The sequence below is a fragment of the Acidobacteriota bacterium genome, assembly GCA_020853395.1.
In the GTDB taxonomy this organism is placed as follows: Bacteria; Acidobacteriota; Vicinamibacteria; order Vicinamibacterales; family SCN-69-37; genus JADYYY01.
Genome location: JADYYY010000019.1, coordinates 215613 through 237003 on the forward strand (window position 1 = coordinate 215613; position 21391 = coordinate 237003).

The window sequence follows — 21391 nt, forward strand, 5'->3', positions numbered from 1 at the left end:
CCGTGTCCTTCGTCTCTTCGTTCGTTATCGCGGACGCGATCGCCAGCGAGACATACCCGCAGCGGTGCGCTCGTCGCGTCGCAAACGCGCGGCGCCGCGCGCGGCTGCGATCGGCAGTGCCCGCAGACCTCCAGCCGAACAACATGATCAGCACGGCGCGCGAGGTGCTCGATGCGTAGCGCGCGCCTCTTGTCGTCGACTCAGGTGCTGTTCGCGGCGGCCGCTGGCCCTCGCCTGGGGTTCGGGCACCTGGCGCGCTGCGGCGTGCTGGCAGGCGCCCTGCGCGTGCGCCCGCGCGTGATCCTTCGCGGATCGGCTTCGACCCGCCGCGATGCGCGCGCGATCGGCTGGCAGGTCTTCCGGCCGTTCTCGTCGGTGCTGCGAGGGCTCGGTCCCCACGGGCTCGACCTGCTCATCGTCGACGATCCCTCCACCGCCGAGGTCGAGGCCTGGGTTCGCCGGGCCCGCGCCGAGGGCGTCGCGGTCGTCTCCGTCCGCGATCTGGGCGCGAGCGGCGGCGGCGCGGATCTCACCGTCGACGGCACGTTCGTGACGCCGCGCGCCGACGGCACCGAGCTGCGCGGCCCCTCCTTCGCGATCCTCGATCCCGTCATCGCCGACCTGCGGCGCCATCCGCTCGTGAGGCACCCGCACCGCGTGCTCGTCGCGCTCGGCGGCGGTGCCTACGTCCGCAGCACCGGCGTGGCGATCGCCGAGCGGCTTCGAAGCGCCGCGCCGTACGTGCACGTCGATCTCGCGCCGGGGTTCACGGGCGGCACGCTGCCGGCGCTCCCGGCCGGCTGCCGGTGGATCGAGGCGCACACGCTGCGGCGATCGCTCGCCGTCGCGTCGGTCGTGATCGTCGCCGGCGGCATGACGCTCTTCGAGGCGATGGCCCTCGGCACGCCGGCCGTCACGCTCGCGCTGAACGAAGCGCAGCACGTCACGACGCGGCGCGCCGCGGCCCGCGGCGCGGCCATCGACGGCGGCCGGCTCGACGCCGGCGCGCCGGCCCGTCTCGCCGGGGAGGTCGCCGCGCTCCTGGCAGCGCCCGCGCGCGCCGCAGCGCTCGCCACCGCGGCGCAGCAGGTCGTGGACGGCCGCGGCGTCGCGCGCGTCGTGCAGCACATCACGGCGCTCCGTCACCGGCACGCCGGACGACGAGGACGTCATGCCGCGTGAGCCGCGGGCGCTCGTCTTCGATCTCGACGACACGGTCTACCCGTATCGCCGCTTCGTGCGGAGCGGGTTCGCCGCCGTGGCGCGCCATCTCGCGACGGCAGCGCAGCTCGACGTCCGCGACGTCTTCGCCACGCTGATGCGGGCGTCGCGCCAGGGCGACCGCGGCGCGGAGCTGCAGGCGTGCCTCTGCGCGTACGGGCTGGAGCTCAGCCGCCTGCCGGCGCTGCTCGCCATCTTCAGAGGTCATCGGCCCCGCCTGACGCTTCCGGCCCACGTCGCCGCCACGCTGGCGGCGCTCCGCTCGTCCGGCTGGCGCCTCGGCGTGCTCACGAACGGATGGCCCGAGGTGCAGGCGCGGAAAGTCGACGCGCTCGGCTTGCGCTCGCGCGTGGACGGCATCGTCTTCGCGACCGAGCACGGGCCGGGCAAGCCCGATCCCGGCGCGTTCGCCGAGATCCTCCGCCAGCTCGACGTCGCCGCGCGCGGCGCCGTCTTCGTGGGTGACGACGAGACGTGCGACGTCCGCGGCGCGCTGGCCGCCGGGCTCGGCGCGATCCATTTCACGCGCTGGCGCGCCTCGAGCGCGCGCAGCGCGGCCCACGCCACGGTCGGCCGTTGGCCGCAGATTCCCGGCGCCGCCGCACAGGTCCTCGGAGCGAGACGTGCCCATGCCGCATAACTCTCCAGCCATCGCCATCGCAGGACGCCGGGTGGCGTCCGACATGCCGCCGTTCGTGATCGCCGAGATCGGCATCAACCACGGCGGATCGCTCGAGCGGGCCCTCGCGCTCGTCGATGCAGCCGCGGCTGCCGGCGCACACGCCGTCAAGCTGCAGACCATCGTCGCGCGAGATCTCGTGGGGCCGGCGTGTCCCGCCCCCGCGCACGTCGGCGCCGCCTCGATGGTCGCGTTCTTCGAACGCTACGAGCTGGACGAAGCGGCGCACCGGTCCGTCGCCGCGCGCGCGCGAGCGCACGGGCTGGCGGTGATGTCGTCGCCGTTCTCCGAGCGCGCCGTCGACCTGCTCGAACGCGTCGGCGTCGACGCGTACAAGATCGCGAGCGGCGACCTCACGTGGGACCAGCTCATCGCGCGTTGCGCCGCCACCGGCAAGCCGCTCGTGATGTCGACCGGGATGGCCTCGCTCGGCGAAGTGCAGCGGGCGCTCGACGTCGCGCACCTGGCCGGCGCCCGCGACGTCGCGCTCCTGCACTGCGTCTCGGCGTACCCAGTACCGGCCGGCAGCGAGAACCTGCGCGCGATCGAGACGCTGGCCGACGCGTGCGCCGTGCCGGTCGGCCTGTCGGATCACGGCCGCGACGCGTTCTCGTATCCGCTGGCGGTGGCGCTCGGGGCATCGCTCTACGAGCGGCACCTCGTCCTCGAGGGCGACGACGAGGCCGCCGACGCGGCGGTGTCGAGCACGCCGGCCGCGCTCGAGCGGGCGATCGCCGACGGCCGCCGTGCCTGGGCCGCCCGCGGCGACGGACGGAAGACCTGCCTCCCGGCGGAGGCGCCCAACCTCGTCGCGAGCCGGCGGTCGCTCTGCGCCGCGCGCGATCTCCCGGCCGGCACCGTGCTGACGCCCGACGACCTCGTCGCGCTTCGGCCGGCGACCGGCTATGCCCCCGCACTGCTGCTCGCGCTGTGCGGCCTGTCGCTCGCGCGGCCCGTGCCGCGCGGCACGCCCATCGTCGCCGCCCACTTCGAGCGCCACGCGCTCATGGAGAACAGCCGTGTCGCTTAACGTGCTCATCACGGCCGGATCGCGGCGAGTGCCGCTCGTCCGCGCCTTTCAGCGTGCGGTCAGCGCCACCGGGGGCGGCCGAGTCGTCGTCTCGGACGTGAACGCGCTGTCGCCGACCGTGTACCTCGCGGACCGCGCGTATCCCGTGCCGCTCTCCACCGACCCGGCGTATCTCGACGCCATCGACGCGATCTGCCGGCTCGAGCAGATCCGCCTGATCGTGCCGACGATCGACGACGAGCTGACGATCTTCGCGGAAGCCGCGGGACGGTTCCGCGCGGCCGGCGTCGAGGTCGCCGTGTCGACGCCGGAGACGACGCGCATCTGCAACGACAAGCTGGCCACGTGCCGCGTGCTGGCGGCGCACGGCATTGCCGCGGCGTCGACGTACCTGCCGGGCGAGCTGCCACCGGCGCTCTCCTTTCCGCTCTTCATCAAGCCGCGGACCGGCCGCGGCGGCGTGGCCGCGTATCCCGTGCGCACGGCGCGCGAGCTCGAGTTCTTCCTCGGCTACGTGCCGGATCCCGTCGTGCAGACCTACCTCGACGGGCCGGAGTTCACGATCGACGTCCTCTGCGACTTCGACGGACAGCCGCTCTCGATCGTGCCGCGCGAACGCGTCGTGATCCGGGCCGGCGTCGTCGATCGGGGCCGCACGGTCGACGACGCGGCGTTGCTGCACCTGGGGCTGCGCTGCGCCGAGGCGCTGTCGTTCCGCGGCGCCGTCAACCTGCAGTGCCGCATGGTCTCGGGCCAGCCGGTCGTCTTCGAGGTGAACGCGCGGTTCTCCGGCGGGATCCCGCTGACGATCGAGGCCGGCGCCGACTTCCCGCGCACGCTCGTCGAGCTCGTGCGCGGCCGCCACGTGCGCCCGGCGATCGGCCGGTATCGCGCCGACCTCTGGATGACGAACTACGAGTCGTCCGTGTTCGTCGCGGCCGATCGCATCGCGTTCTCGAGCGGTGCGCGCCCGATCGCGGAGGTGGCCTGATGTCGCAGACGGCCATCGTGATCCAGGCGCGCATGGGATCCCGGCGGCTGCCGGGCAAGTCGTTGATGACGATCGGCACGCGGACGCTGCTCGAGCACGCGATCGTCCGGCTCGGCGCCGCGCGGCTGCCGTTGATCGTCGCCACGACGGATCTCGCCGAAGACGACGTCATCGCGGACGAGGCGGCGGCGCTCGACGCCGGGGTGTTTCGGGGACATCCGGTGGACGTGCTGTCGCGATACCTCGGCGCGGCTCGGGCGTTCGGTCTCACGACCGTCGTGCGGGCCACGGCCGACAATCCATTCGTCGACGGCGAGAGCGCGGGCCGCACGCTCGCGCTGGCCGAGCGGATCCACGCGGACCACGTCGTCGAGTTCGGGCTGCCGGTCGGGGCCGCGGTCGAGGTGGTCAGCGCGGAGGCGCTCGAACGGGCCGGCGCGCTCGCGACCGAGGCCTATGACCGGGAGCACGTGACGTCCCTGATCCGCCGCGATTCCCGCTTCCATGCATTGCGGGCCATGGCGCCGCGGACGCTGCGCCGGCCTGGCCTGCGCCTGACCGTGGACACCGAGGACGATCTCGCGTTCGCCAGGCGCGTGCACGAGGCGCTCGGTGGGGGCCGCCGAACGCCGCCGCTCGCCGCGGTGATCCGTGCGGCCGACGCGCTGCTCGTGCAGGCGGCCGGCCGGCACCTGCTTCGACGGGGGGCATGAGATGCGACGGGGGACCATGGGGCTGAGCGTCGCCGGGCTGGCGCTCGGCGTGGGCGTCGTGTTGTGGGCGCACGTGTCGCTCGGCGGATCGCTCGGCACGTTCCTGCAGCCGGAAGCATCGGCCGTCGTGTTCGGCGGCACCTGCGCTGCGTTGCTCGTCAGCTTTCCGGCCGCCGCGCTCGGCATGGCGGTGCGGGCGACCGGCGATCTGATGACCAGCCGGCCGACGCCCATCGAGACGCTCGTGCCGGCGTTCATCGGTTACGCGCGCAAAGCGCGCCGGCACGGGCTGATGGCCATCGAGCACGACGCCGCGCGCGCCGAAGACGGATTCCTGTCGCGCGCGTTGGGGCTGCTGGCGAGCGGGCTGCCGGTGGCGCTCGTCCGCGAGGCGCTCGTCCTGGAAGCCCGCGTGTGCGCCGAACGTGAAGAAGAGGGGGCGACCGTCCTCGAGGCGGCCGCGGGCTACGCGCCAACGCTCGGCATCGTCGGCGCGGTGCTGGGGCTGATGCGCGTGATGCAGCAGTTCTCGTCCGACAGCGTGGGCAGCGGCATCGCGGCGGCGTTCGTCGCGACGATCTACGGCGTGGGCGCGGCGAACCTGATCTTCCTGCCGCTGGCCACCCGCGTGCGCAGCCGCGCGCGCATCGAGGCCCTGCGGCGCGACCTCGTGATCGACGGCGTGCTCGCGCTGAGCGATGGCGCGTCGCCGACGGCCGTCGAGGAACGGCTGTCGGGCTACCTGCGGCAGCGCGAGCAGCGGCTCGCGGGGGCCGCATGAACCGGCACACGGTCTCGCGTGCGCCGCGCGCGCTGCGGGCGTCGAACGATCGCTGGCTGTTCGGATACGCCGACGTCGTCACGCTGCTCTTCGCCTGCTTCGCGAGCCTGTACGCGGCCGAGGCCGTGCACCCCGCGAACGCGCGGCCGGACGTGCACCTGCCGTTCGAGGCCGCGCCGGCACCGCCGCCGGCGACGTCGCCGCTCGAGCGCGAGCTGCAGGCCGTCGCGGCCGGCGCGGTCGGCGACACCAGGCTCGAGGTCGCCGCGCGCGACGGCGGCGTGGTGCTGTCGCTCGTGGAGGCCGGATCGTTTCCGCCCGGCCGTGCCGAGCTCACGCCGGCGGCCCGCCGCGTGATGCGGATCGTCGGCGAGGCGCTCCGCCGCGTCCCGAACGGCGTGCGCGTGGAAGGGCACACCGACGACGACCCGGTGCAGAACGGGCTGTTCCGATCGAACTGGGAGCTGTCCACGGCGCGCGCCACGCACGTGCTCCGGTTCCTCGTCGAGGACGTCGGGCTCGAGCCGAGCCGCCTGTCGGCCGCCGGCTATGCCGAGTTCCGCCCGCGCACGCCCAACGATTCGCCGCAGGCCCGTGCGCGCAACCGCCGGGTCGACGTCGTCGTGCTCGACGTCGGCAGGGGGCCAGACGAGGCCACGCGATGATGGACACGACGTTCACGCCCGCCGAGCTCACGGAGCTGCTCGGCCGGCCGGCGCGGGCTCGCCTCGATGCCGACCTGCGCGCGGCGATTGCCGGGCAGCGCATCGCCGTCACCGGCGCGGCCGGATCGATCGGGTCGGAGCTGGCGCGCGAGGTCGCCGCGTGCGCGCCGCGCCGGCTCATGATCGTCGACCACCACGAGCTCGGCCTCTTCATGCTGGAGCGCGAGCTGCTCGCGCGCTGGCCCGGCGTGCCGCTCGTCGCCTGTCTCGGCGACGTGACGCACGCCGCCACCATGCGCCGCGCGTGCCGCGAGTGCCGGCCGGACGTGGTGTACCACGCCGCGGCGTACAAGCACGTGACGATGGCCGAGCGGTCGCCGGCGGTGGCGGCGCGGGTGAACGTGCTCGGATCGATCGCCGTGGCCGAGGCCGCGGCGGCGGTCGGCGCGCGGTTCGTGCTGATCTCGTCGGACAAGGCCGCGGATCCTCGGAGCGTGATGGGCGCCACGAAGCGCCTGGCCGAGATGGCGACCTTGGCCCGTGCCACGGCGCGGTTCCGGCCGATCGTCGTCCGGTTCGGCAACGTCATCGGCAGCAGCGGCAGCGTGGTGCCGCTCATGCGGCAGGCGATCCGCCGCGGCGAGCCGCTGCGGCTGACCGATCCGGACGCGACCCGCTACTTCATGTCCGCCGACGAGGCCGTCTCGCTCGTGATCCGCGCGGACCTGCTGGCGCGCGCGCCGGAGATCTTCTGGCTCGACATGGGTGCGCCCGTGCGGCTCGGCGACCTGGCCGATCGGCTGATCGCGCTCGAGCGCCGTTCGGGTCACACGCCGGCCGGGATCGAGATCATCGGCTTGCGTCCAGGTGAGAAACGGAACGAAACGCTGGCCGATCCCGGCCTGACGTTCCATCGGACGATCGATCGCCGGATCCTGGCGGCGCGCGACACGGGGCATGCCCGCGCGATCGCCGGCGTCGTCACGCGGCTCGCGCGAGCGGCCGCGCGCGCGAGCGATCGCGACGTCCTCGAGGTGATCGCCGCCGTGCTGCCAGGCTTCGAGCCGAGCGTGCAGGCGCGCGCCGCCGGCATCGCGTCGTCTCACGCGGGCGCGTCGGGCCGCGGTAAGACGAAGCGCCGTGGGTTCTCCGCCGTGGTGCCGCCGGACGTCGAGGGCGGCCGTGTCCATGGCTTCCGTGGTCACAAGCTCCAGCGGCCTCGAGGCTCGAGGGCCGCGTAGATCCCACGCGGGCACGCCGCAGGATCGGGCGCCCTGTCGCTCAAGCGGCTCCTGAAATGGCCGATTCTCTGACTGTCCGGGCGTCGTGTGACCCGTCCGGACCACCATGCTGGTCCCAGTCGGGTTCCTCGTTGTCATCGCTGGCGTCGCAGGCGGCTACTTGTGGGAGGGCGGGTCGCTGCACCTGCTCAACCAGCCGGCCGAGTTCGTCATCATCGGCGGCGCCGCGCTGGGCGTGCTCGTGATCGGCACGCCGATGGCGGTGCTCCACGAGCTCAGCCATCAGCTCAAGCGGATGCTCACGGCGCCGCCCACGCGCAAGGAGTACGCGGATCTGCTCGTCATGCTCTACCAGCTCTTCCGGGTGGCGCAGTCCACCGGGGTGATGGCGCTCGAGCCGCATCTCGACAACCCCGCCGAGAGCTCGGTCTTCTCGAAGTACCCGAAGTTCCTGGCCCGCAAGAGCGCGGTGTCGTTCCTCTCCGACTCGGCGCGCGTCATCATCGTGGGCGGCATCTCGCCGCACGACTTCGAGAGCCTGATGTACGAGGATCTCGAGCTGCGGCAGCACGAGCAACTGCTGCCGGCCGACACGCTGACGAAGGTCGGCGACGCGCTGCCCGGCCTCGGCATCGTCGCGGCCGTGCTGGGCGTCGTCATCACGATGCAGGCGATCGACGGGCCGGTCACCGAGATCGGACACAAGGTCGGCGCCGCGCTGGTCGGCACGTTCCTCGGCATCCTCCTGTCGTACGGCTTCGTGCAGCCGCTCGCCGCGAACCTCGAGCATCGCGTCAAAGAGGAGCTGCACATGGAGCAGGCGATCAAGGCGGCGCTGCTGGCCACGCACAAGGGCTTCGCGCCGGCCATCGCCGTGGAGTTCGCGCGGCGGGTCGTGCCGGACGAAGTGCGGCCGACGTTCGAGGAGACCGAGCAGTTGTGCCGCGAGGCCCGCTCCTCCGATGCGCACGCGGCGGCCGCCTAGCCATGAAAGCCGCCGCGCAGCCCATCATCGTCGTTCGCCGCAAGAAGGCCGCGCACAAACATCATGGCGGCGCGTGGAAGGTCGCCTACGCCGACTTCGTCACGGCGATGATGGCGTTCTTCCTCGTCATGTGGCTGGCCGCGCAGGACAGCCGGATCCGGTCGGCCGTCGCCGGGTACTTCCAGCAGCCCGGGCTGCTGCCGCACGAGCAGTCGAACGGCATCATGGAGAGCGGCCGCGGCGGCATCGACGCGCAGGGCGCCGGCGTGCTCCAGCGGATGCCGTCCGGCACGGTGGAGGCCGAGCAGGCCGCGCTGACGTCGGCCGCCGAGCACATCCGCACCGTGCTGGGCACGGGGGAGTTCACCGCGCTGCGCGAGCAGATCGAGCTGTCGGTCACGGCCGAAGGGCTGCGCATCGAGCTCGTCGAACGCAACGGATCCAGCTTCTTCGACAGCGGGAGCGCGGTGCTCCGCGGGGAGAGCGTCAGGATCCTCTCGATCATCGCGCACGAGATCGGCGGGCTGCCGAACGACGTGGTGATCGAAGGGCATACCGACAGCGCGCCCTACACGCGCGGCGAGAAGTACGGCAACTGGGAACTGTCGGCCGATCGCGCGAACGCGGCGAGACGGGTCATGGAAACGCAGGGGCTCCACGCCGGCCAGACCAAGGCCGTGCGCGGCTTCGCCGACACGGACCTTCGGTTCAAGGACCAGCCGCTCGACGCGCGCAACCGCCGGGTCTCGATCGTCGTCCGCAGCCAGGTCGCGGCCGCGCTCGAGACCGCCGTGCGCGAAGGACAGACGCCGGCCCCGCCGCCCGTCAAGGAGCGGACGGTCTTCGATCCGCCTGCGTCCGCAGGGCGGTGATCGCGGATCGGTCAGGGGGGAGGCGCGAGCGGGGCGTGGCCCGCCCGGCGGTCGGACCTACTTCATCGACAGGAGCCGCGCGAACCGGGACGGTTTGCGGGCGACGACGCGGTTGCGCCCCTTCTGCTTGGCCTCGTAGAGGGCCTGATCGGCGCGCTGGATCAGCACGGCGGCCGAGTCGTTGGCGGTGAGCTGCGTGACGCCGCAACTGACGGTGAACCGCACCGAGCGCGCGTCGCCGTCGACCTCGTACTCGTAGCTTCTGGACGCGATCTCCCGCAGGACCTGGGTCAGCCGCGTCTCGGCCTGCCGCAGATCGGCGCCCTTGAGGATGACGGCGAACTCCTCGCCGCCGTAGCGGGCGACGAAGTCGCTGCTGCGCACGCTGTTGCGCAGCCAGTCGGCCGTGCAGAACAGCACCCGATCGCCGATCGGATGTCCGTGCGTATCGTTGATCTGCTTGAAGTGATCCACGTCGACCATGGCGAGCGCGAGCGGCGTCTCGTCCTTGTGGCAGCGCTCCACTAGCTCGGCCAGCGTGCGATCGAACGCGCCGCGATTGGCGAGCCGCGTCAGCGCGTCGGTCGACGCCTCGGCCTCGGCTTTCATGAGGTCCGCTTCCAGCACGACGACGCGCTTCGACAGGTTCGTCAGGGTTTCGGTGTCGCGCTGCTTCTTCTCCTCGACGAGACGGTTGAGGGCGTCCACCTCGAAGGTGAGCTGGCTCTTGAGGTCGCGGATGTCCTCGAGCCGCGTCATCATGCGGAACCGGTCGGCGCTCGATTCCAGCCTGGAATTAAAATCGGACGAGTCCCCGAGCATCCGGGCGGCGGCTTCCCGGAGGATGGCCACCATGTCCATGAGCTCTGATTCCCGCGTCTTCCGGTCGTGATCCAGCGAGTGGAGGTACCGCTCGCAGGTCTTCACGCACTCGGCGGCGGCGGCGCGTTCCTCCTGGGGGTGAAGGTGTCGCGAGAACGTCTCCCGGAACGCCGCGAGCTCGCTGCGCAGCGCGGCCGTGTCCTTGTTGTCGGACACGACCGTGCCGTCGATGACGAGCCTGAGCACGTTCTGGGCGAGCGATTTCCAAACCGATACGCCGCTGTCGGAACTGTCGACTGGCTTGCGCAGATCGAGCTCTACGAGGGCACCCACGGACCGGATATCGGCTTCGCCACGCGCGTCTTTACCGTTCGCCGGCCATCAACTGAAGGAACCTGCTCGTGAGGCACGCATTTCGCTCTTCGTGGACGCGGCTCGCCGCGATCGCGCTGCTCGCATCGGCGGGGTGTGCCGTCGCATCGTCGACCTCACCGTACTTCGGCGAGGTCCGGCCACCAGACGGGCAGGTGCTCCGCTACATCTCGGGATCCGAGCCAGAGTCGCTGGATCCGCACATCAGCACCGGTCAGCCTGAAGCTCGGATCCAGTATGGCTTGTTCGACGGGCTGACCGAGGCGCATCCGGAAACGTCGGAGCCGATCCCGTCGATGGCGGAGCGATGGGAGAGCCTCCACAGCAACACCGAGTTCGTCTTCCATCTGCGCGACGGGCTGCAATGGTCCAATGGCCGTCCGATCACCGCGGAGGACTTCGTCTACAGCCTGCGTCGCGGGCTGTCGCCTGGGCTCGCCGCGCGCGCGGCCTACATGGCGTACGACATCGAGTACGCGCAGGCGTACAACGAGGGCGGCCTGTTCGTGCGCGACCGCCGGACCGGTGCGTTCCTCGCCGATCCGGCCAGCCCGACGCACCGGCTGGTGCTGCCGGGCGACGAGCGCGCCAGAGCCGACGCGCTGAAGGCGCCCGCGCTCGCGGCGGCGGTGGGCCAGGAGCTCGTGCCGGTCACGGCCGAGGACATCGGCGTCGAAGCCGTCGACGCGCGCACCCTGCGCTTCCGGCTCGCCCGGGCGATTCCGTTTCTCGCCGGGCTCGTCGCGCACCAGTTCTTCCGTCCCGTGCCTCGCGAGGCCGTCGAGCGATTCGGCGACGCCTGGACGCGTCCCGAGCACATCGTGACGAGCGGCGCGTTCACGCTCGACACCTGGAAGCCGTACGACCGCATCATCCTCGTGCGGAACCCGCGCTACTGGGATGCCGGCCGCGTCAGGCTCGATCGCATCACGTTCTATCCGCTCGAGGATGCGACGACGATGATGAACTTGTACAAGGCGGGGGAGGTGGACGCCGTCTACAACCACGTGCCGCCGGCCGCGTGGATCGACAGCCTGCGCGGCAAGAAGGACTACATGGACGAGCCCGAGGTCACGATCGAGTACTACATGTTCAACACGACGCGGCCGCCCATGAACGACGTCCGCGTCCGGAAAGCGCTCAACATGGCGATCGACAAGGCCGCGCTCGCGGCGTATCGGCGCACGGCCAAGCCGCTGACCGGGTTCGTGCCTGCCGCGATCTTCCCCGGCTATCCTGCGCCGGAGGGCGACCCGTTCGACCCGGAGCGTGCGCGGCGGCTGCTCGCCGAGGCCGGCTATCGCACGCCGTCGGGCGAGTACGATTCGTCCCGGTTCCCGATCGGCGAGGTCGAGCTGACGTACAACACGTCGGAGAGCAACCGCCAGACCGCGGAGTTCGTCCAGGCGCAGTGGAAGCAGAACCTGGGACTGACGGTGCCGATCAAGAACATGGAGTGGAAGACGTTCCTGTCGACGCGGGCGGCGCTCGAGTACGAAGGCGTGTCCCGCGCGGGCTGGGTGGGCGACTACATGGACCCCTACACGTTTCTCGCGCTCTTCAGCACGGTCGGCGGCGACAACGGCACGGGCTGGTTCGATCCGCGCTATGCCGCGATGCTGGTCCGTGCCAACGGCGAGCCCGACCCGCACGAGCGCTACCGTCAGCTCGCCGAGGCCGAGAAGCGGCTGCTCGACGTGCAGCCGGTGATCCCGCTCACGACGCCCGCCACGAACTGGATGAAGAAGCCGTACGTGAAGGGCATGTTCGCGAACCCGCAGACGCTGCACGCCTGGAAGTTCGTCTACATCGAGCACGACGCCTCGAAGTGGGACGATCCCGTCACGATCGTGCCCTGACGCCTCATGCTGCGCTTCATCGTCCGTCGTCTCCTCATCACGATCCCGACCGTGTTCGTCGTCGTGTCGCTGACCTGGGCGCTGGTGCGGCTCGCGCCCGGGAACTTCTACACCACCGAGCGCGCGATGCCGCCGGCCATCGAGCAGAACCTCCGGCAGAAGTACGGGCTGGACCGGCCGTGGTACGTGCAGTACGGCAAGATGCTGGCGAACACGGCGCGGGGCGATTTCGGATCGTCGCTGCGCTATCTCGGGCAGCCGGTCAACGAGATCCTGTCGCAGGCGCTGCCGGTCTCGGCCGCGCTCGGAGGGCTCGCGTACCTGCTCGCGCTCGTCGCCGGCACGGTGTTCGGCAGCCTCGCCGCGCTCCGGCAGAACTCGGCGCTCGACTACTGGTCCATGGCGTTCGCGATCGGCGGCATCTCCGTTCCGAACTTCGTCATCGGGCCGGTGCTCGTGCTCGTGCTGTCGCTCACCGTGTTCTGGCTGCCGCCGGCGCGCTGGGAGGGCTTCAGCGTGAACCTGATCATGCCGGTGCTCACGCTGTCGGCCGCCTACATGGCGTACATCGCCAGGCTCACGCGCGCCGGCATGCTCGAGGTGCTGCGTTCCAACTACGTGCGGACGGCGCGGGCGAAGGGCCTGCCGGAGCGCACGGTGCTGTTTCGCCACGCCCTTCGCGGCGGGCTGCTGCCGGTCGTGTCGTTCTCCGGGCCGGCGCTCGCGCTGCTCATCACCGGCACGGTCGTCGTCGAGCGCATCTTCGCGCTGCCGGGCCTCGGCAACTACTTCATCAACGCGAACCTCAACCGCGACGAGCCGCTCATCATCGGCATCGTCGCTTTCACGTCCATCGCGGTGCTCCTGTTCAATCTCGTCGTCGACCTCGTCTACGGGTTCCTCGATCCGAGGGTCCGCTACTGATGGCCGCGCCGGCCGCGCCCATCGAGACGTCGGCGCCCGCGGTGACGGGCACGTCCCTCTGGCAGGACGCGTGGCGGCGGCTCCGCAAGAACCGTCTCGCCATGCTCGGCCTCGCCGTCGTCGGCATCATCATCGCGGCGTCGATCGTCGGGCCGCCCGTCATCGAGAGGACGACCGGCTACACGTACGACTACATCCCGGCGGATCCGGCGCTCATCGCGGCGCTGCCGCCCTTTCGCGCGCCCGACGGGTCGTTCTCCTGGGCGCATCCCATGGGCACCGACAACGCCGGCCGCGATCTGCTCGCGCGCGTGCTGATCGGCGGCCGCATCTCGCTGATGGTGGGGCTGATCTCCACGTTCGTGTCGCTCGTCATCGGGATCACGTACGGCGCGGCCGCCGGCTACGCCGGTGGGCGCGTGGACGACGTGATGATGCGGCTCGTGGACGTGCTGTATGCGCTGCCGTACATGATGCTGGTCATCGTCCTGCTCGCGCTGTTCGGCGGGCAGTCGCCGTTCGAGCAGCTCGTGCTGCTGTTCGTGTCGCTCGGCGCCGTCTCCTGGCTCACGATGGCGCGCATCGTCCGCGGACAGGTGCTCTCGTTGAAGGCGCAGGAGTTCGTGCTGGCCGCGCGCGCCACCGGCGTGTCGCCGGTGCGGATCGTCGCCAGGCACCTCGTGCCGAACACGCTCGGGCCCGTGATCGTGTACGCGACGCTGACGATCCCGTCGGTGATGCTGCTCGAGGCGTTCCTCTCGTTCCTCGGCATCGGCGTGCAGGCGCCGCTCGCCTCGTGGGGCAGCCTGGCAGCCGACGGCATCCAGAACATCGCGGTGTTCCCGTGGCAGCTCATCTGGCCGGGCGCGACGATGGCCCTGACGCTCCTGTCCTTGAACTTCGTGGGCGACGGTCTGCGCGACGCGCTCGACCCGCAGATGCGGAAGAGCTGAGCGATGGCCGGGCCGCTGCTCTCCGTCCGACACCTGCGCACCTACTTCGACGAGGACGGGCGCGTCGTCCGGGCCGTCGACGACGTCAGCTTCGACGTCGGGCGGGGCGAGACGCTGGGGATCGTCGGCGAATCGGGATCGGGCAAGTCGGTGACGAACCTGTCGATCCTGCGGCTCATCCCCTCGCCGCCGGGCCGGATTGTCTCGGGCGAGATCCGGCTGGATGGCGACGACCTGATGGCCCTCCCGGCCGAGGCGATGCGGAACGTCCGCGGCAAACGGATCGCGATGATCTTCCAGGACCCGATGACGTCGCTGAATCCGTTCCTGCGGATCTCGACGCAGTTGATGGAGGTCACCGAGCTGCACCTCGGGCACACGCGCCGCCAGGCGTACGAGCACGCCATCCAGATGCTCGAGATGGTCGGCATCCCCGATGCGCGCAGCCGGGTGGACTGCTACCCGCACGAGTTCTCCGGCGGCATGCGGCAGCGCGTGATGATCGCGATGGCGCTGTCCTGCGAGCCCGAGCTGCTCATCGCGGACGAGCCGACGACCGCGCTCGACGTGACGATCCAGGCGCAGATCCTCGGCCTCATCCGCGATCTGAAGACCTCCACCGGCACGAGCGTCGTGCTGATCACGCACGACCTCGGCGTCGTGGCGGGCATGACCGATCGGCTGCTCGTCATGTACGCGGGCCGGGTCTTCGAGAGCGGTCCCACGCCGGCGCTCTTCGCGCGATCGGGCAACCCGTATACGCGCGGGCTGCTGCTCTCGGTGCCCGATCTGACGAGCGATCGCCGGAGCGAGCTGTACCAGATTCCCGGGTTGCCGCCCGACGTCGCGCACCTGCCGCCCGGATGCCCGTTCGCACCGCGGTGCGCGCGGGCGGAGGCGATCTGCCGCGAGCAGTTCCCGCCCATGATCGCGCTCGCACCCGATCACCAGTCGCTGTGCCATTTCGCGGAGGACGTGTACCGGACGCCGCTGGTGCGCCATGAGGCGGCCTCTGCATGAGCGCGTCGCCGGTGTCCGCATCGCCCGCAATCTCGTCGCAGGCGGAGACGCCGCTCGTGGAGGTCGACCACCTCGAGGTGCATTTCGATCTGGCCGGCGGCACCGCGCTCGGCCGGCTGATCGGCGGCGGGCGCCGGCGCGTCGTGCGCGCGGTGGACGATGTCTCGCTCGAGATCCGGCAGGGCGAGACGCTCGGTCTCGTCGGCGAATCGGGCTGCGGCAAGACCACGCTCGGGCGGGCGATCCTGCGGCTCGTCGAGCCGACGCGGGGGCGCATATCGATCCGCGGCGTCGATCTCGCGGCGCTTCGCGGCCGCGAGCTGCGCCGCATGCGGCGCCACGTGCAGATGATCTTCCAGGATCCCTACGCGTCGCTGGACCCGCGGATGACCGTCGGGCAGATCATCGCCGAGCCGCTGCAGACGTTCGGCATCGCACGCGGCGCCGAACGCGCCGACCGGGTGCGCGGGCTGATGGCGACGGTCGGCCTGAGCGCGCGCTTCGTCAACCGGTATCCGCACGAGTTCTCGGGGGGCCAGCAGCAGCGCATCGGCATCGCGCGCGCCCTCGCCGCCGACCCCGACTTCATCGTCGCCGACGAGCCAATCTCCGCGCTCGACGTGTCGATCCAGGCGCAGATCATCAACCTGATCGAACGGCTGCAGCGGGAGCGGCGCCTCACGTACCTGTTCATCTCGCACGACCTGCGCGCGGTGCGCCACACGTCGACGAGGGTGGCGGTCATGTACGTCGGGCGGATCGTGGAGCTCGCGCCGGCCGACGCGGTGTACCGCCGGCCGCTGATGCCGTACTCGAAGGCGCTGATCTCGGCCGTGCCGATCCCCGATCCGGAGCTCGAGTCGAGGCGGCGGCGGATCATCCTGCAGGGCGACGTGCCGTCGCCGATCAACCCGCCGTCCGGGTGCCGGTTCCACCCGCGCTGCCCGCACGTCGTGCCGGCGTGCCGCGAGGTCGATCCGGTGCTCGTCGAGGTCCTCCCCGGACATCGCGCGGCCTGCATCCGGATCAGCCCGGACGAGCCCGACGTCGAGCGCGTGGCGCCCGGCGAGACGCCCGGCCTGGCGCAACACCTCGCCGCACGGGCGGAGTGACGCGCACCGGAGCGGTCTGGACATTCCTGTCCGTCGACGCTCGACACGGACAATCGTGTCCGGCGTCGCGACGTTCAGCGTGAGGAGACGAGCCGGCCTTCGTCTGGCGAGGCGGCCATTTCGACAAAGCCGTGGACCGGCGCGCGTCGAATCTACAAGGCTGTCGACGCCGCGCGGCACGGCTTCCGGCTGCTTCCGCGCGGCGTGGTACCGCTAACTGGCGGTCAATCAGTCAGTTTCATGGGCACGGCGGGCGTCGCGAGTTCGATATCGGCTGCGGCCTTCGGTTTGCAGAGATTGAGGGTGCGATGGCTCTGGAACCGACTTCACACGTTAGGCACCTCACGAGTTCGTCCGGCTGCCTGCCATCATCCGCTGACTAGCTGCTCTTCAGACCGCACCAGTTCCAGGGCCGACATTGGCGATGCGCGGAACAGCAGCCGGCTGTTCCGCCATCACGATGCCGCGCGTCGCAGGCCGACAACCGGCCGCACCGCTGCTATCCCGTGAAGTACAGATAAGCGCCCGCGATGCAGGCGAGGACGATCGCCGACGTGGCCACGTCGCGCCAGTCCCAGCTCGCGCGCGACTCGCGCCGCTCGCGGGCGCTCACGGTCTCGAACGTCAGACCCTCGAGCTTGGCGTCGTGCGGCGCGGCCGTGGCCAGGCTCACGCCGATCATCACCACCGCGGAGATGACGGTGATCAGCACGCTCCAGTATTGGAAGTAGATGTTGTTGACGATCCAGAGCCAGGAGCCCTCGGGGTATCCGCCGGCGTAGCCCGGCAGGCCGAGCGTGATCGGCGTGTCCACGAGCATGCGGAAGAGCCCGATGACGAACCCGACCACGAGTGCGGCCAGGCAGCCCTGGGCGTTCATCCGCTTCCACAGGATGCCGAGGAAGAAGACCACGAAGATCGGAGGCGCGAGATAGCCCTGCACGGCCTGCAGGTAGTTGTAGAGGCCGGACGCGCCGCGAATCACCGGGATCCACGCGATGCCGATGATCACCATGCCGATCGTCGCGAGCCGGCCGACGCGCACCATCTGGTGCTGCGTCGCGCGGGGACGCCACTTCGAGTAGAGGTCGACCGTGAAGAGCGTGGCCGAGGCGTTGAAGACGCCGGCGAGCGAGCTCATCAGCGCCGAGAGCAGCCCGGCGATCACCAGCCCGCGGAGGCCCATCGGCAGGACCGACTCGACCATCATCGGAAAGGCGGCCTGGGCCACCGAGCGGACGGGCTGGCCGTCGGGGCCGACCATCGAGGCCAGCTCCGGAACCGTGCCGGTCTTCGCGAGCGCGAAGCCCACCAGGCCGGGCACGATGAACAGATAGACCGGCAGCAGCTTCAGGAACGCGCCGAAGATCGTGCCCCGGCGCGCCACCTGCTCGTTCGGCGCGCCGAGCACGCGCTGCACGATGTACTGATCGGTGCACCAGTACCAGAGCCCGATGATCGGCGCGCAGAACAGCATCCCGACCCACGGGAAGTTGCCGTTGAAGTACCACGCCTGCCGCAGCAGCCGTCCACCGGCGTCGGTTTCGATGACGGGCGCCCACGTGCCGTCGACGCCGGGAGGCACGAGCGGCTTCCACAGGTTGAACATCTCCGACGGCAGCGCGTCGCGCAACGCCTGCCAGCCGCCCAGCCGGTCGAGGCCATAGAACGTCAGCGCCGCCGATCCGATCACGATGATCACCACCTGCACGGCGTCGTTGTAGGCCACGGCCCGCATGCCGCCCAGCATGGTGTACACGCCGGTCAGCACGATGACGAGCAGCGAGCCGGTCCAGAAGCTGTCGAGGTGCAGCGGGCCGATCGCCACCTGCAGCTCGGGCATCAGCGTGCTGAAGACGACGCCGCCCGCGAAGATGCCCACCGCGATCTTCGACACGACGAAGGAGATGAGCGAGACGACGGTCAGCACGTAGCGCGCGGCCGGCGAGAACCGCTTCTCGAGGAACTCCGGCATCGTGAAGACCATCGATCGCATGTAGAACGGGACCATCACCCAGCCGAGCACGAGCAGACACCACGCGTGCAGCTCGTAGTGGGCCAGCGCGACGCCGTCGGTCGCGCCCGATCCGGCGAGCCCGACGACGTGCTCCGATCCGATGTTCGACGCGAAGATCGACGCGCCCACGATGCCCCAGCCGAGATGCCGGCCGGCCAGGAAGTAGTCGGCGGCCGTGTCCTTGCTGCGCGTGATGACCCACCAGGCCACGCCCAGCAGCACGCCGAAGTACACGACGATGGTGAGCCAGTCCAGGCCGTTGAGCGCCGGCGTCGGGTTCATGGAGGGACGAACCTTATCAAGGGCAAAGGGCAGAGGGCAAAGGGCAAAGGAAAGAGGGGAAAGGGAAAAGGGAAGGGGAAAGGGTTGCTACTCTTACGTCATGTCCGAGTCCGGCTATCCGGCGGCACGCGTCGTCGCGGCGCGGGTGCAGCGGCACTTCGTCGAGCATCGGCAGCCGATCCTGGCGGCGGGGCGCGGCGCGGGGCTGGCGCCGGAGCCGGATCTGGGGTCGATCGAGGCGATCATCGACGTCGCGTTCTGGGCGAGCCTCCGGCGCGAGGAGGGGCGCACGCCGAGGATCTCGCTGGCGCTGTTGCCGCCTGCCGCCGCGCACGATCCGCTGACGTTCGAGTCGTGGCTGCCGCTGACGGCGGCGAGCCTCGCGAAGCTGGCGCCGGCGGTCGAGCGGCCCGGCATCCATCTCGGCCTCTGGCGTGACGAGCGCGGGGAGCTCGGCGTGTGGGGCACGACGCGCGGGCTGCCGCCGCTCTGCTTCGTCCTCGAGGTCGTGACGTCCGGGCTGCTCGTCATCAAGCACCGCAGCGAGTCGTTCGGCAAGTTCGTCAACGTCGCGGCGCTCGAAGGCGACTCCGTCAAGGTCGTCGATCAGGCCGGCGCGCACGTCCCCGGCTGTCCCAGCCTCGTCGCCTCGCTGCTCGGCGTCGAGATCGCGCGGGTGCCGGCCGGCTCGGTCAACGTGCTCGTGGAGCTCGCCGCGTCGATGCGCGCGCACGGACGCGGGGGCGCGCTCCTCGTCGTGCCCTCCGGCGATCAGGCGTGGGCCGACTCGATCGTCCGGCCCGTGCTCTACGCGGTCTCGCCGCCGTACGCCGAGCTGGCGCTGCTCGTCGAGGACACGGCGCGATCGCGCGACGGCCACGAGTGGCAGGAGGATTTCCGGCGCGCGATCGACGCGCTCGCCGGCCTGACCGCCGTGGACGGCGCGACGATCATCAGCGACCGCTATGAGCTGCTCGCCTTCGGCGCGAAGATCGCGCGGCGGCGCGGAAGCCCGACCGTCGAGCGCGTGCTGGTCACCGAGCCCGTCGAGGGCGGCGCCAAGACGGTGCTCACCCCGTCGCAGCTCGGCGGCACGCGTCATTTCTCCGCGGCCCAGTTCGTCTTCGATCAGCCGGACGCCACCGCCCTCGTCGCCTCACAAGATGGCCGGTTCACGATCTTCCAGTGGTCGTCGGCCGACGAGGTCGTCCATGCGCACCGCGTGGAGACGCTGCTCCTCTGAGCAGCGGACCCGCCTTCACGGTTTCTCCACCGTCCTCGCCCTGCCGTCGGCGATGTGCACGACCGTCGTCGCGCGATTGCGAATCTCCTCCCAGTCGTGCGTGACGTAGATCATCGGGAGCCGCAGCTCGGACAGCAGGCGATCGAGATACGGCAGGATCTCCTGGCGCCGCGGCACGTCGAGTGAGCCGAGCGGCTCGTCGAGGAGCAGCAGCCGGGGATGGGAGAGCAGCGCGCGCCCCAGCGCCACGCGGCGCCGTTCGCCCCCCGACAGCCGTCCCGGCAGGCGCGAGAGCAGCGGCTCGAGATCGAGCAGCCCGACGACGTCGTCGAGCGTCGCGATGGGATGACCCAGGCGCCCGGTGAACCACTGGCCGTAGACGAGGTTGCGCCGGACGGTCATGTGCGGGAAGAGACGCGAGTCCTGGAAGACGTAGCCAATGCGACGCCGATGCGGCGGCACCCACACGCGCCGCGCGGTGTCGGTGAGCACGGCCTCGTCGACCGCGACGAAGCCGTCGGCCGGCCGGAACAGGCCCGCGATGACGTCGAGCGTGCGGGTCTTGCCCGCGCCGGACGGACCGAGCAGCGCGATGAGCCCGCCGTCCAGGTCCAGCCGGACGTCGAGCGTGATCCGATCGAGCGGATGACGGATGTCGACGCGGATCTTCACCGCCGTGTGGACTCCATGCGGCGGGCCAGCGCCTCGGAGACGAGGACCGCCCCGAACGACACCGCCATCGACAGGGCGACCAGACGCCAGACGTGAGGCTCGCTGCCGGGCGTCTGGATGAAGGTGTAGATGGCCAGCGCGAGCGTGCGCGTCTCGCCCGGGATGTTGGACACGAACGTGATCGTGGCGCCGAACTCGCCGAGCGACTTCGCGAAGGCGAGGATCGCCCCGGCCAGCACGCCGGGCAATGCGAGCGGCAGCGTGACGGTGGCGATCGTCCATGCGCGGCTCGCGCCGAGCGACGCGGCGGCGTCCTCGAGATGCGGATCGACGTGCTCGATGGCCAGGCGGATCGCGCGGACCATCAGCGGAAAACCCATGACGCCGGCCGCGAGCGCCGCGCCGGTCCAGCGGAACGCCACTACCAGCCCCAGCGTCCGCTCGAGCACGGCACCGATCGCGCCTTCACGACCGAACAGCACGAGCAGCAGATAGCCCGTGACGACGGGAGGGAGGACGAGCGGCAGGTGCACGAGCGCGTTCAAGAGGCTCCGCCCCCAGAACCGGACGCGGGCGAGCAGCAGCGCCACCGCGATGGCCACCGGGAGGCTGACGACGGTGGCGACGAGCGCGACTTTGAGGCTGAGCAGGACGATCGCGAGGTCCGACGAGGACACGGGCAGATTGTCGCCGATTCTCAGGCCGCGGATCTGCGCGGCTGGCGATGCTCGCAGGGCGCTCGACGACGAGCCAGCCGACGCGGCCCACCCGCGCAGCGCGTCGACCAGGCCTCCCCGAGCGCGTTGCGAGCGCGACGCCGATGTTCGCCAGCAGCGGAAGGTGCGGCACCGTGGCACGATGATATGGAGGAAACGGTTCATCGCTTCCGGGTCATGTCCTGCGATCCGCGGGACGTGCCTGGAGCACGCGGGCCTGG

Annotated in this window: 20 protein-coding genes; 16 read left to right on the forward strand and 4 right to left on the reverse strand. The window is 71.0% G+C overall.

The features are described from left to right. Positions 1–171 precede the first annotated feature (171 nt). From IT184_17505 to IT184_17550, 10 genes are all read left to right on the forward strand, one after another. Positions 172–1182, forward strand: a complete 1011-nt coding sequence (locus IT184_17505) for a hypothetical protein (protein MCC7010610.1) — start codon at positions 172–174, stop codon at positions 1180–1182. Next, a complete protein-coding gene (locus tag IT184_17510) occupies positions 1172–1861 on the forward strand; it encodes an HAD family hydrolase (protein MCC7010611.1) in 690 nt (229 codons plus the stop codon). The genes IT184_17505 and IT184_17510 overlap by 11 nt, the downstream gene beginning before the upstream one ends. Further along, a complete protein-coding gene (locus IT184_17515) occupies positions 1851–2930 on the forward strand; it encodes an N-acetylneuraminate synthase family protein (GenBank protein ID MCC7010612.1) in 1080 nt (359 codons plus the stop codon). The genes IT184_17510 and IT184_17515 overlap by 11 nt, the downstream gene beginning before the upstream one ends. Next, positions 2920–3921: an ATP-grasp domain-containing protein gene (locus IT184_17520; protein ID MCC7010613.1), complete on the forward strand. Its 1002-nt coding sequence runs from the start codon at positions 2920–2922 to the stop codon at positions 3919–3921. The genes IT184_17515 and IT184_17520 overlap by 11 nt, the downstream gene beginning before the upstream one ends. Continuing rightward, a complete protein-coding gene (locus IT184_17525) occupies positions 3921–4634 on the forward strand; it encodes an acylneuraminate cytidylyltransferase (protein MCC7010614.1) in 714 nt (237 codons plus the stop codon). The genes IT184_17520 and IT184_17525 overlap by 1 nt, the downstream gene beginning before the upstream one ends. 1 nt (position 4635) lies before the next feature. Then, positions 4636–5415 (forward strand): MotA/TolQ/ExbB proton channel family protein, encoded by a 780-nt coding sequence (locus tag IT184_17530; GenBank protein ID MCC7010615.1) that lies wholly within the window; start codon positions 4636–4638, stop codon positions 5413–5415. Then, entirely contained in the window at positions 5412–6080 is a 669-nt protein-coding gene (locus IT184_17535; protein ID MCC7010616.1) for an OmpA family protein, read from the forward strand. Before IT184_17530 ends, IT184_17535 begins: the two co-directional genes overlap by 4 nt. Next, entirely contained in the window at positions 6077–7321 is a 1245-nt protein-coding gene (locus tag IT184_17540; GenBank protein ID MCC7010617.1) for a polysaccharide biosynthesis protein, read from the forward strand. Before IT184_17535 ends, IT184_17540 begins: the two co-directional genes overlap by 4 nt. 106 nt (positions 7322–7427) lie before the next feature. Continuing rightward, the gene (gene motA / locus IT184_17545) at positions 7428–8306 is read left to right on the forward strand and encodes a flagellar motor stator protein MotA (GenBank protein MCC7010618.1); all 879 of its coding nucleotides are present in this window, start codon (positions 7428–7430) and stop codon (positions 8304–8306) included. Between the two features lie 2 nt (positions 8307–8308). Continuing rightward, positions 8309–9178, forward strand: a complete 870-nt coding sequence (locus tag IT184_17550; protein ID MCC7010619.1) for an OmpA family protein — start codon at positions 8309–8311, stop codon at positions 9176–9178. A 57-nt stretch (positions 9179–9235) separates the two neighbouring features. Here IT184_17550 and IT184_17555 read toward each other — a convergent pair whose 3' ends face one another. Next, the gene (locus IT184_17555; protein ID MCC7010620.1) at positions 9236–10333 is read right to left on the reverse strand and encodes a GGDEF domain-containing protein; all 1098 of its coding nucleotides are present in this window, start codon (positions 10331–10333) and stop codon (positions 9236–9238) included. Positions 10334–10401: 68 nt separating this feature from the next. On the opposite strand from IT184_17555, the gene IT184_17560 reads away from it, so the two are divergent. The 5 genes from IT184_17560 to IT184_17580 are packed head-to-tail and all read left to right on the forward strand — an operon-like array spanning position 10402 to position 16240. Further along, entirely contained in the window at positions 10402–12231 is a 1830-nt protein-coding gene (locus IT184_17560; protein MCC7010621.1) for a peptide ABC transporter substrate-binding protein, read from the forward strand. A gap of 6 nt (positions 12232–12237) precedes the next feature. Further along, complete coding sequence (locus tag IT184_17565; protein ID MCC7010622.1) at positions 12238–13155, forward strand: ABC transporter permease; 918 nt, start codon at positions 12238–12240, stop codon at positions 13153–13155. Next, positions 13155–14108: an ABC transporter permease gene (locus IT184_17570; GenBank protein ID MCC7010623.1), complete on the forward strand. Its 954-nt coding sequence runs from the start codon at positions 13155–13157 to the stop codon at positions 14106–14108. The genes IT184_17565 and IT184_17570 overlap by 1 nt, the downstream gene beginning before the upstream one ends. A gap of 3 nt (positions 14109–14111) precedes the next feature. Further along, entirely contained in the window at positions 14112–15128 is a 1017-nt protein-coding gene (locus IT184_17575) for an ABC transporter ATP-binding protein (GenBank protein MCC7010624.1), read from the forward strand. Further along, entirely contained in the window at positions 15125–16240 is a 1116-nt protein-coding gene (locus tag IT184_17580) for an ATP-binding cassette domain-containing protein (protein ID MCC7010625.1), read from the forward strand. The genes IT184_17575 and IT184_17580 overlap by 4 nt, the downstream gene beginning before the upstream one ends. A gap of 499 nt (positions 16241–16739) precedes the next feature. On the opposite strand, the gene IT184_17585 is transcribed toward IT184_17580, so the two are convergent. After that, a complete protein-coding gene (locus tag IT184_17585; protein MCC7010626.1) occupies positions 16740–18539 on the reverse strand; it encodes a sodium:solute symporter in 1800 nt (599 codons plus the stop codon). A 100-nt stretch (positions 18540–18639) separates the two neighbouring features. Between IT184_17585 and IT184_17590 the strand changes: the two genes are divergently transcribed. Further along, positions 18640–19782: a hypothetical protein gene (locus tag IT184_17590; GenBank protein MCC7010627.1), complete on the forward strand. Its 1143-nt coding sequence runs from the start codon at positions 18640–18642 to the stop codon at positions 19780–19782. A gap of 15 nt (positions 19783–19797) precedes the next feature. On the opposite strand, the gene IT184_17595 is transcribed toward IT184_17590, so the two are convergent. Next, positions 19798–20454 (reverse strand): ATP-binding cassette domain-containing protein, encoded by a 657-nt coding sequence (locus IT184_17595; protein ID MCC7010628.1) that lies wholly within the window; start codon positions 20452–20454, stop codon positions 19798–19800. Continuing rightward, a complete protein-coding gene (gene modB, locus IT184_17600; protein MCC7010629.1) occupies positions 20451–21335 on the reverse strand; it encodes a molybdate ABC transporter permease subunit in 885 nt (294 codons plus the stop codon). The genes IT184_17595 and modB overlap by 4 nt, the downstream gene beginning before the upstream one ends. Between the last annotated feature and the right edge of the window lie 56 nt (positions 21336–21391).

Coding starts and splice junctions, on each gene's coding strand:
- IT184_17510 (MCC7010611.1), top strand. CDS start 1,172: ATGCCGCGTGAGCCGCGGGCGCTCGTCTTCGATCTCGACGACACGGTC.
- motA (MCC7010618.1), top strand. CDS start 7,428: ATGCTGGTCCCAGTCGGGTTCCTCGTTGTCATCGCTGGCGTCGCAGGC.
- IT184_17590 (MCC7010627.1), top strand. CDS start 18,640: ATGTCCGAGTCCGGCTATCCGGCGGCACGCGTCGTCGCGGCGCGGGTG.
- modB (MCC7010629.1), bottom strand. CDS start 21,335: ATGAACCGTTTCCTCCATATCATCGTGCCACGGTGCCGCACCTTCCGC.
- IT184_17570 (MCC7010623.1), top strand. CDS start 13,155: ATGGCCGCGCCGGCCGCGCCCATCGAGACGTCGGCGCCCGCGGTGACG.
- IT184_17565 (MCC7010622.1), top strand. CDS start 12,238: ATGCTGCGCTTCATCGTCCGTCGTCTCCTCATCACGATCCCGACCGTG.
- IT184_17535 (MCC7010616.1), top strand. CDS start 5,412: ATGAACCGGCACACGGTCTCGCGTGCGCCGCGCGCGCTGCGGGCGTCG.
- IT184_17550 (MCC7010619.1), top strand. CDS start 8,309: ATGAAAGCCGCCGCGCAGCCCATCATCGTCGTTCGCCGCAAGAAGGCC.
- IT184_17585 (MCC7010626.1), bottom strand. CDS start 18,539: ATGAACCCGACGCCGGCGCTCAACGGCCTGGACTGGCTCACCATCGTC.
- IT184_17525 (MCC7010614.1), top strand. CDS start 3,921: ATGTCGCAGACGGCCATCGTGATCCAGGCGCGCATGGGATCCCGGCGG.
- IT184_17505 (MCC7010610.1), top strand. CDS start 172: ATGCGTAGCGCGCGCCTCTTGTCGTCGACTCAGGTGCTGTTCGCGGCG.
- IT184_17580 (MCC7010625.1), top strand. CDS start 15,125: ATGAGCGCGTCGCCGGTGTCCGCATCGCCCGCAATCTCGTCGCAGGCG.
- IT184_17540 (MCC7010617.1), top strand. CDS start 6,077: ATGATGGACACGACGTTCACGCCCGCCGAGCTCACGGAGCTGCTCGGC.
- IT184_17575 (MCC7010624.1), top strand. CDS start 14,112: ATGGCCGGGCCGCTGCTCTCCGTCCGACACCTGCGCACCTACTTCGAC.
- IT184_17530 (MCC7010615.1), top strand. CDS start 4,636: ATGCGACGGGGGACCATGGGGCTGAGCGTCGCCGGGCTGGCGCTCGGC.
- IT184_17515 (MCC7010612.1), top strand. CDS start 1,851: ATGCCGCATAACTCTCCAGCCATCGCCATCGCAGGACGCCGGGTGGCG.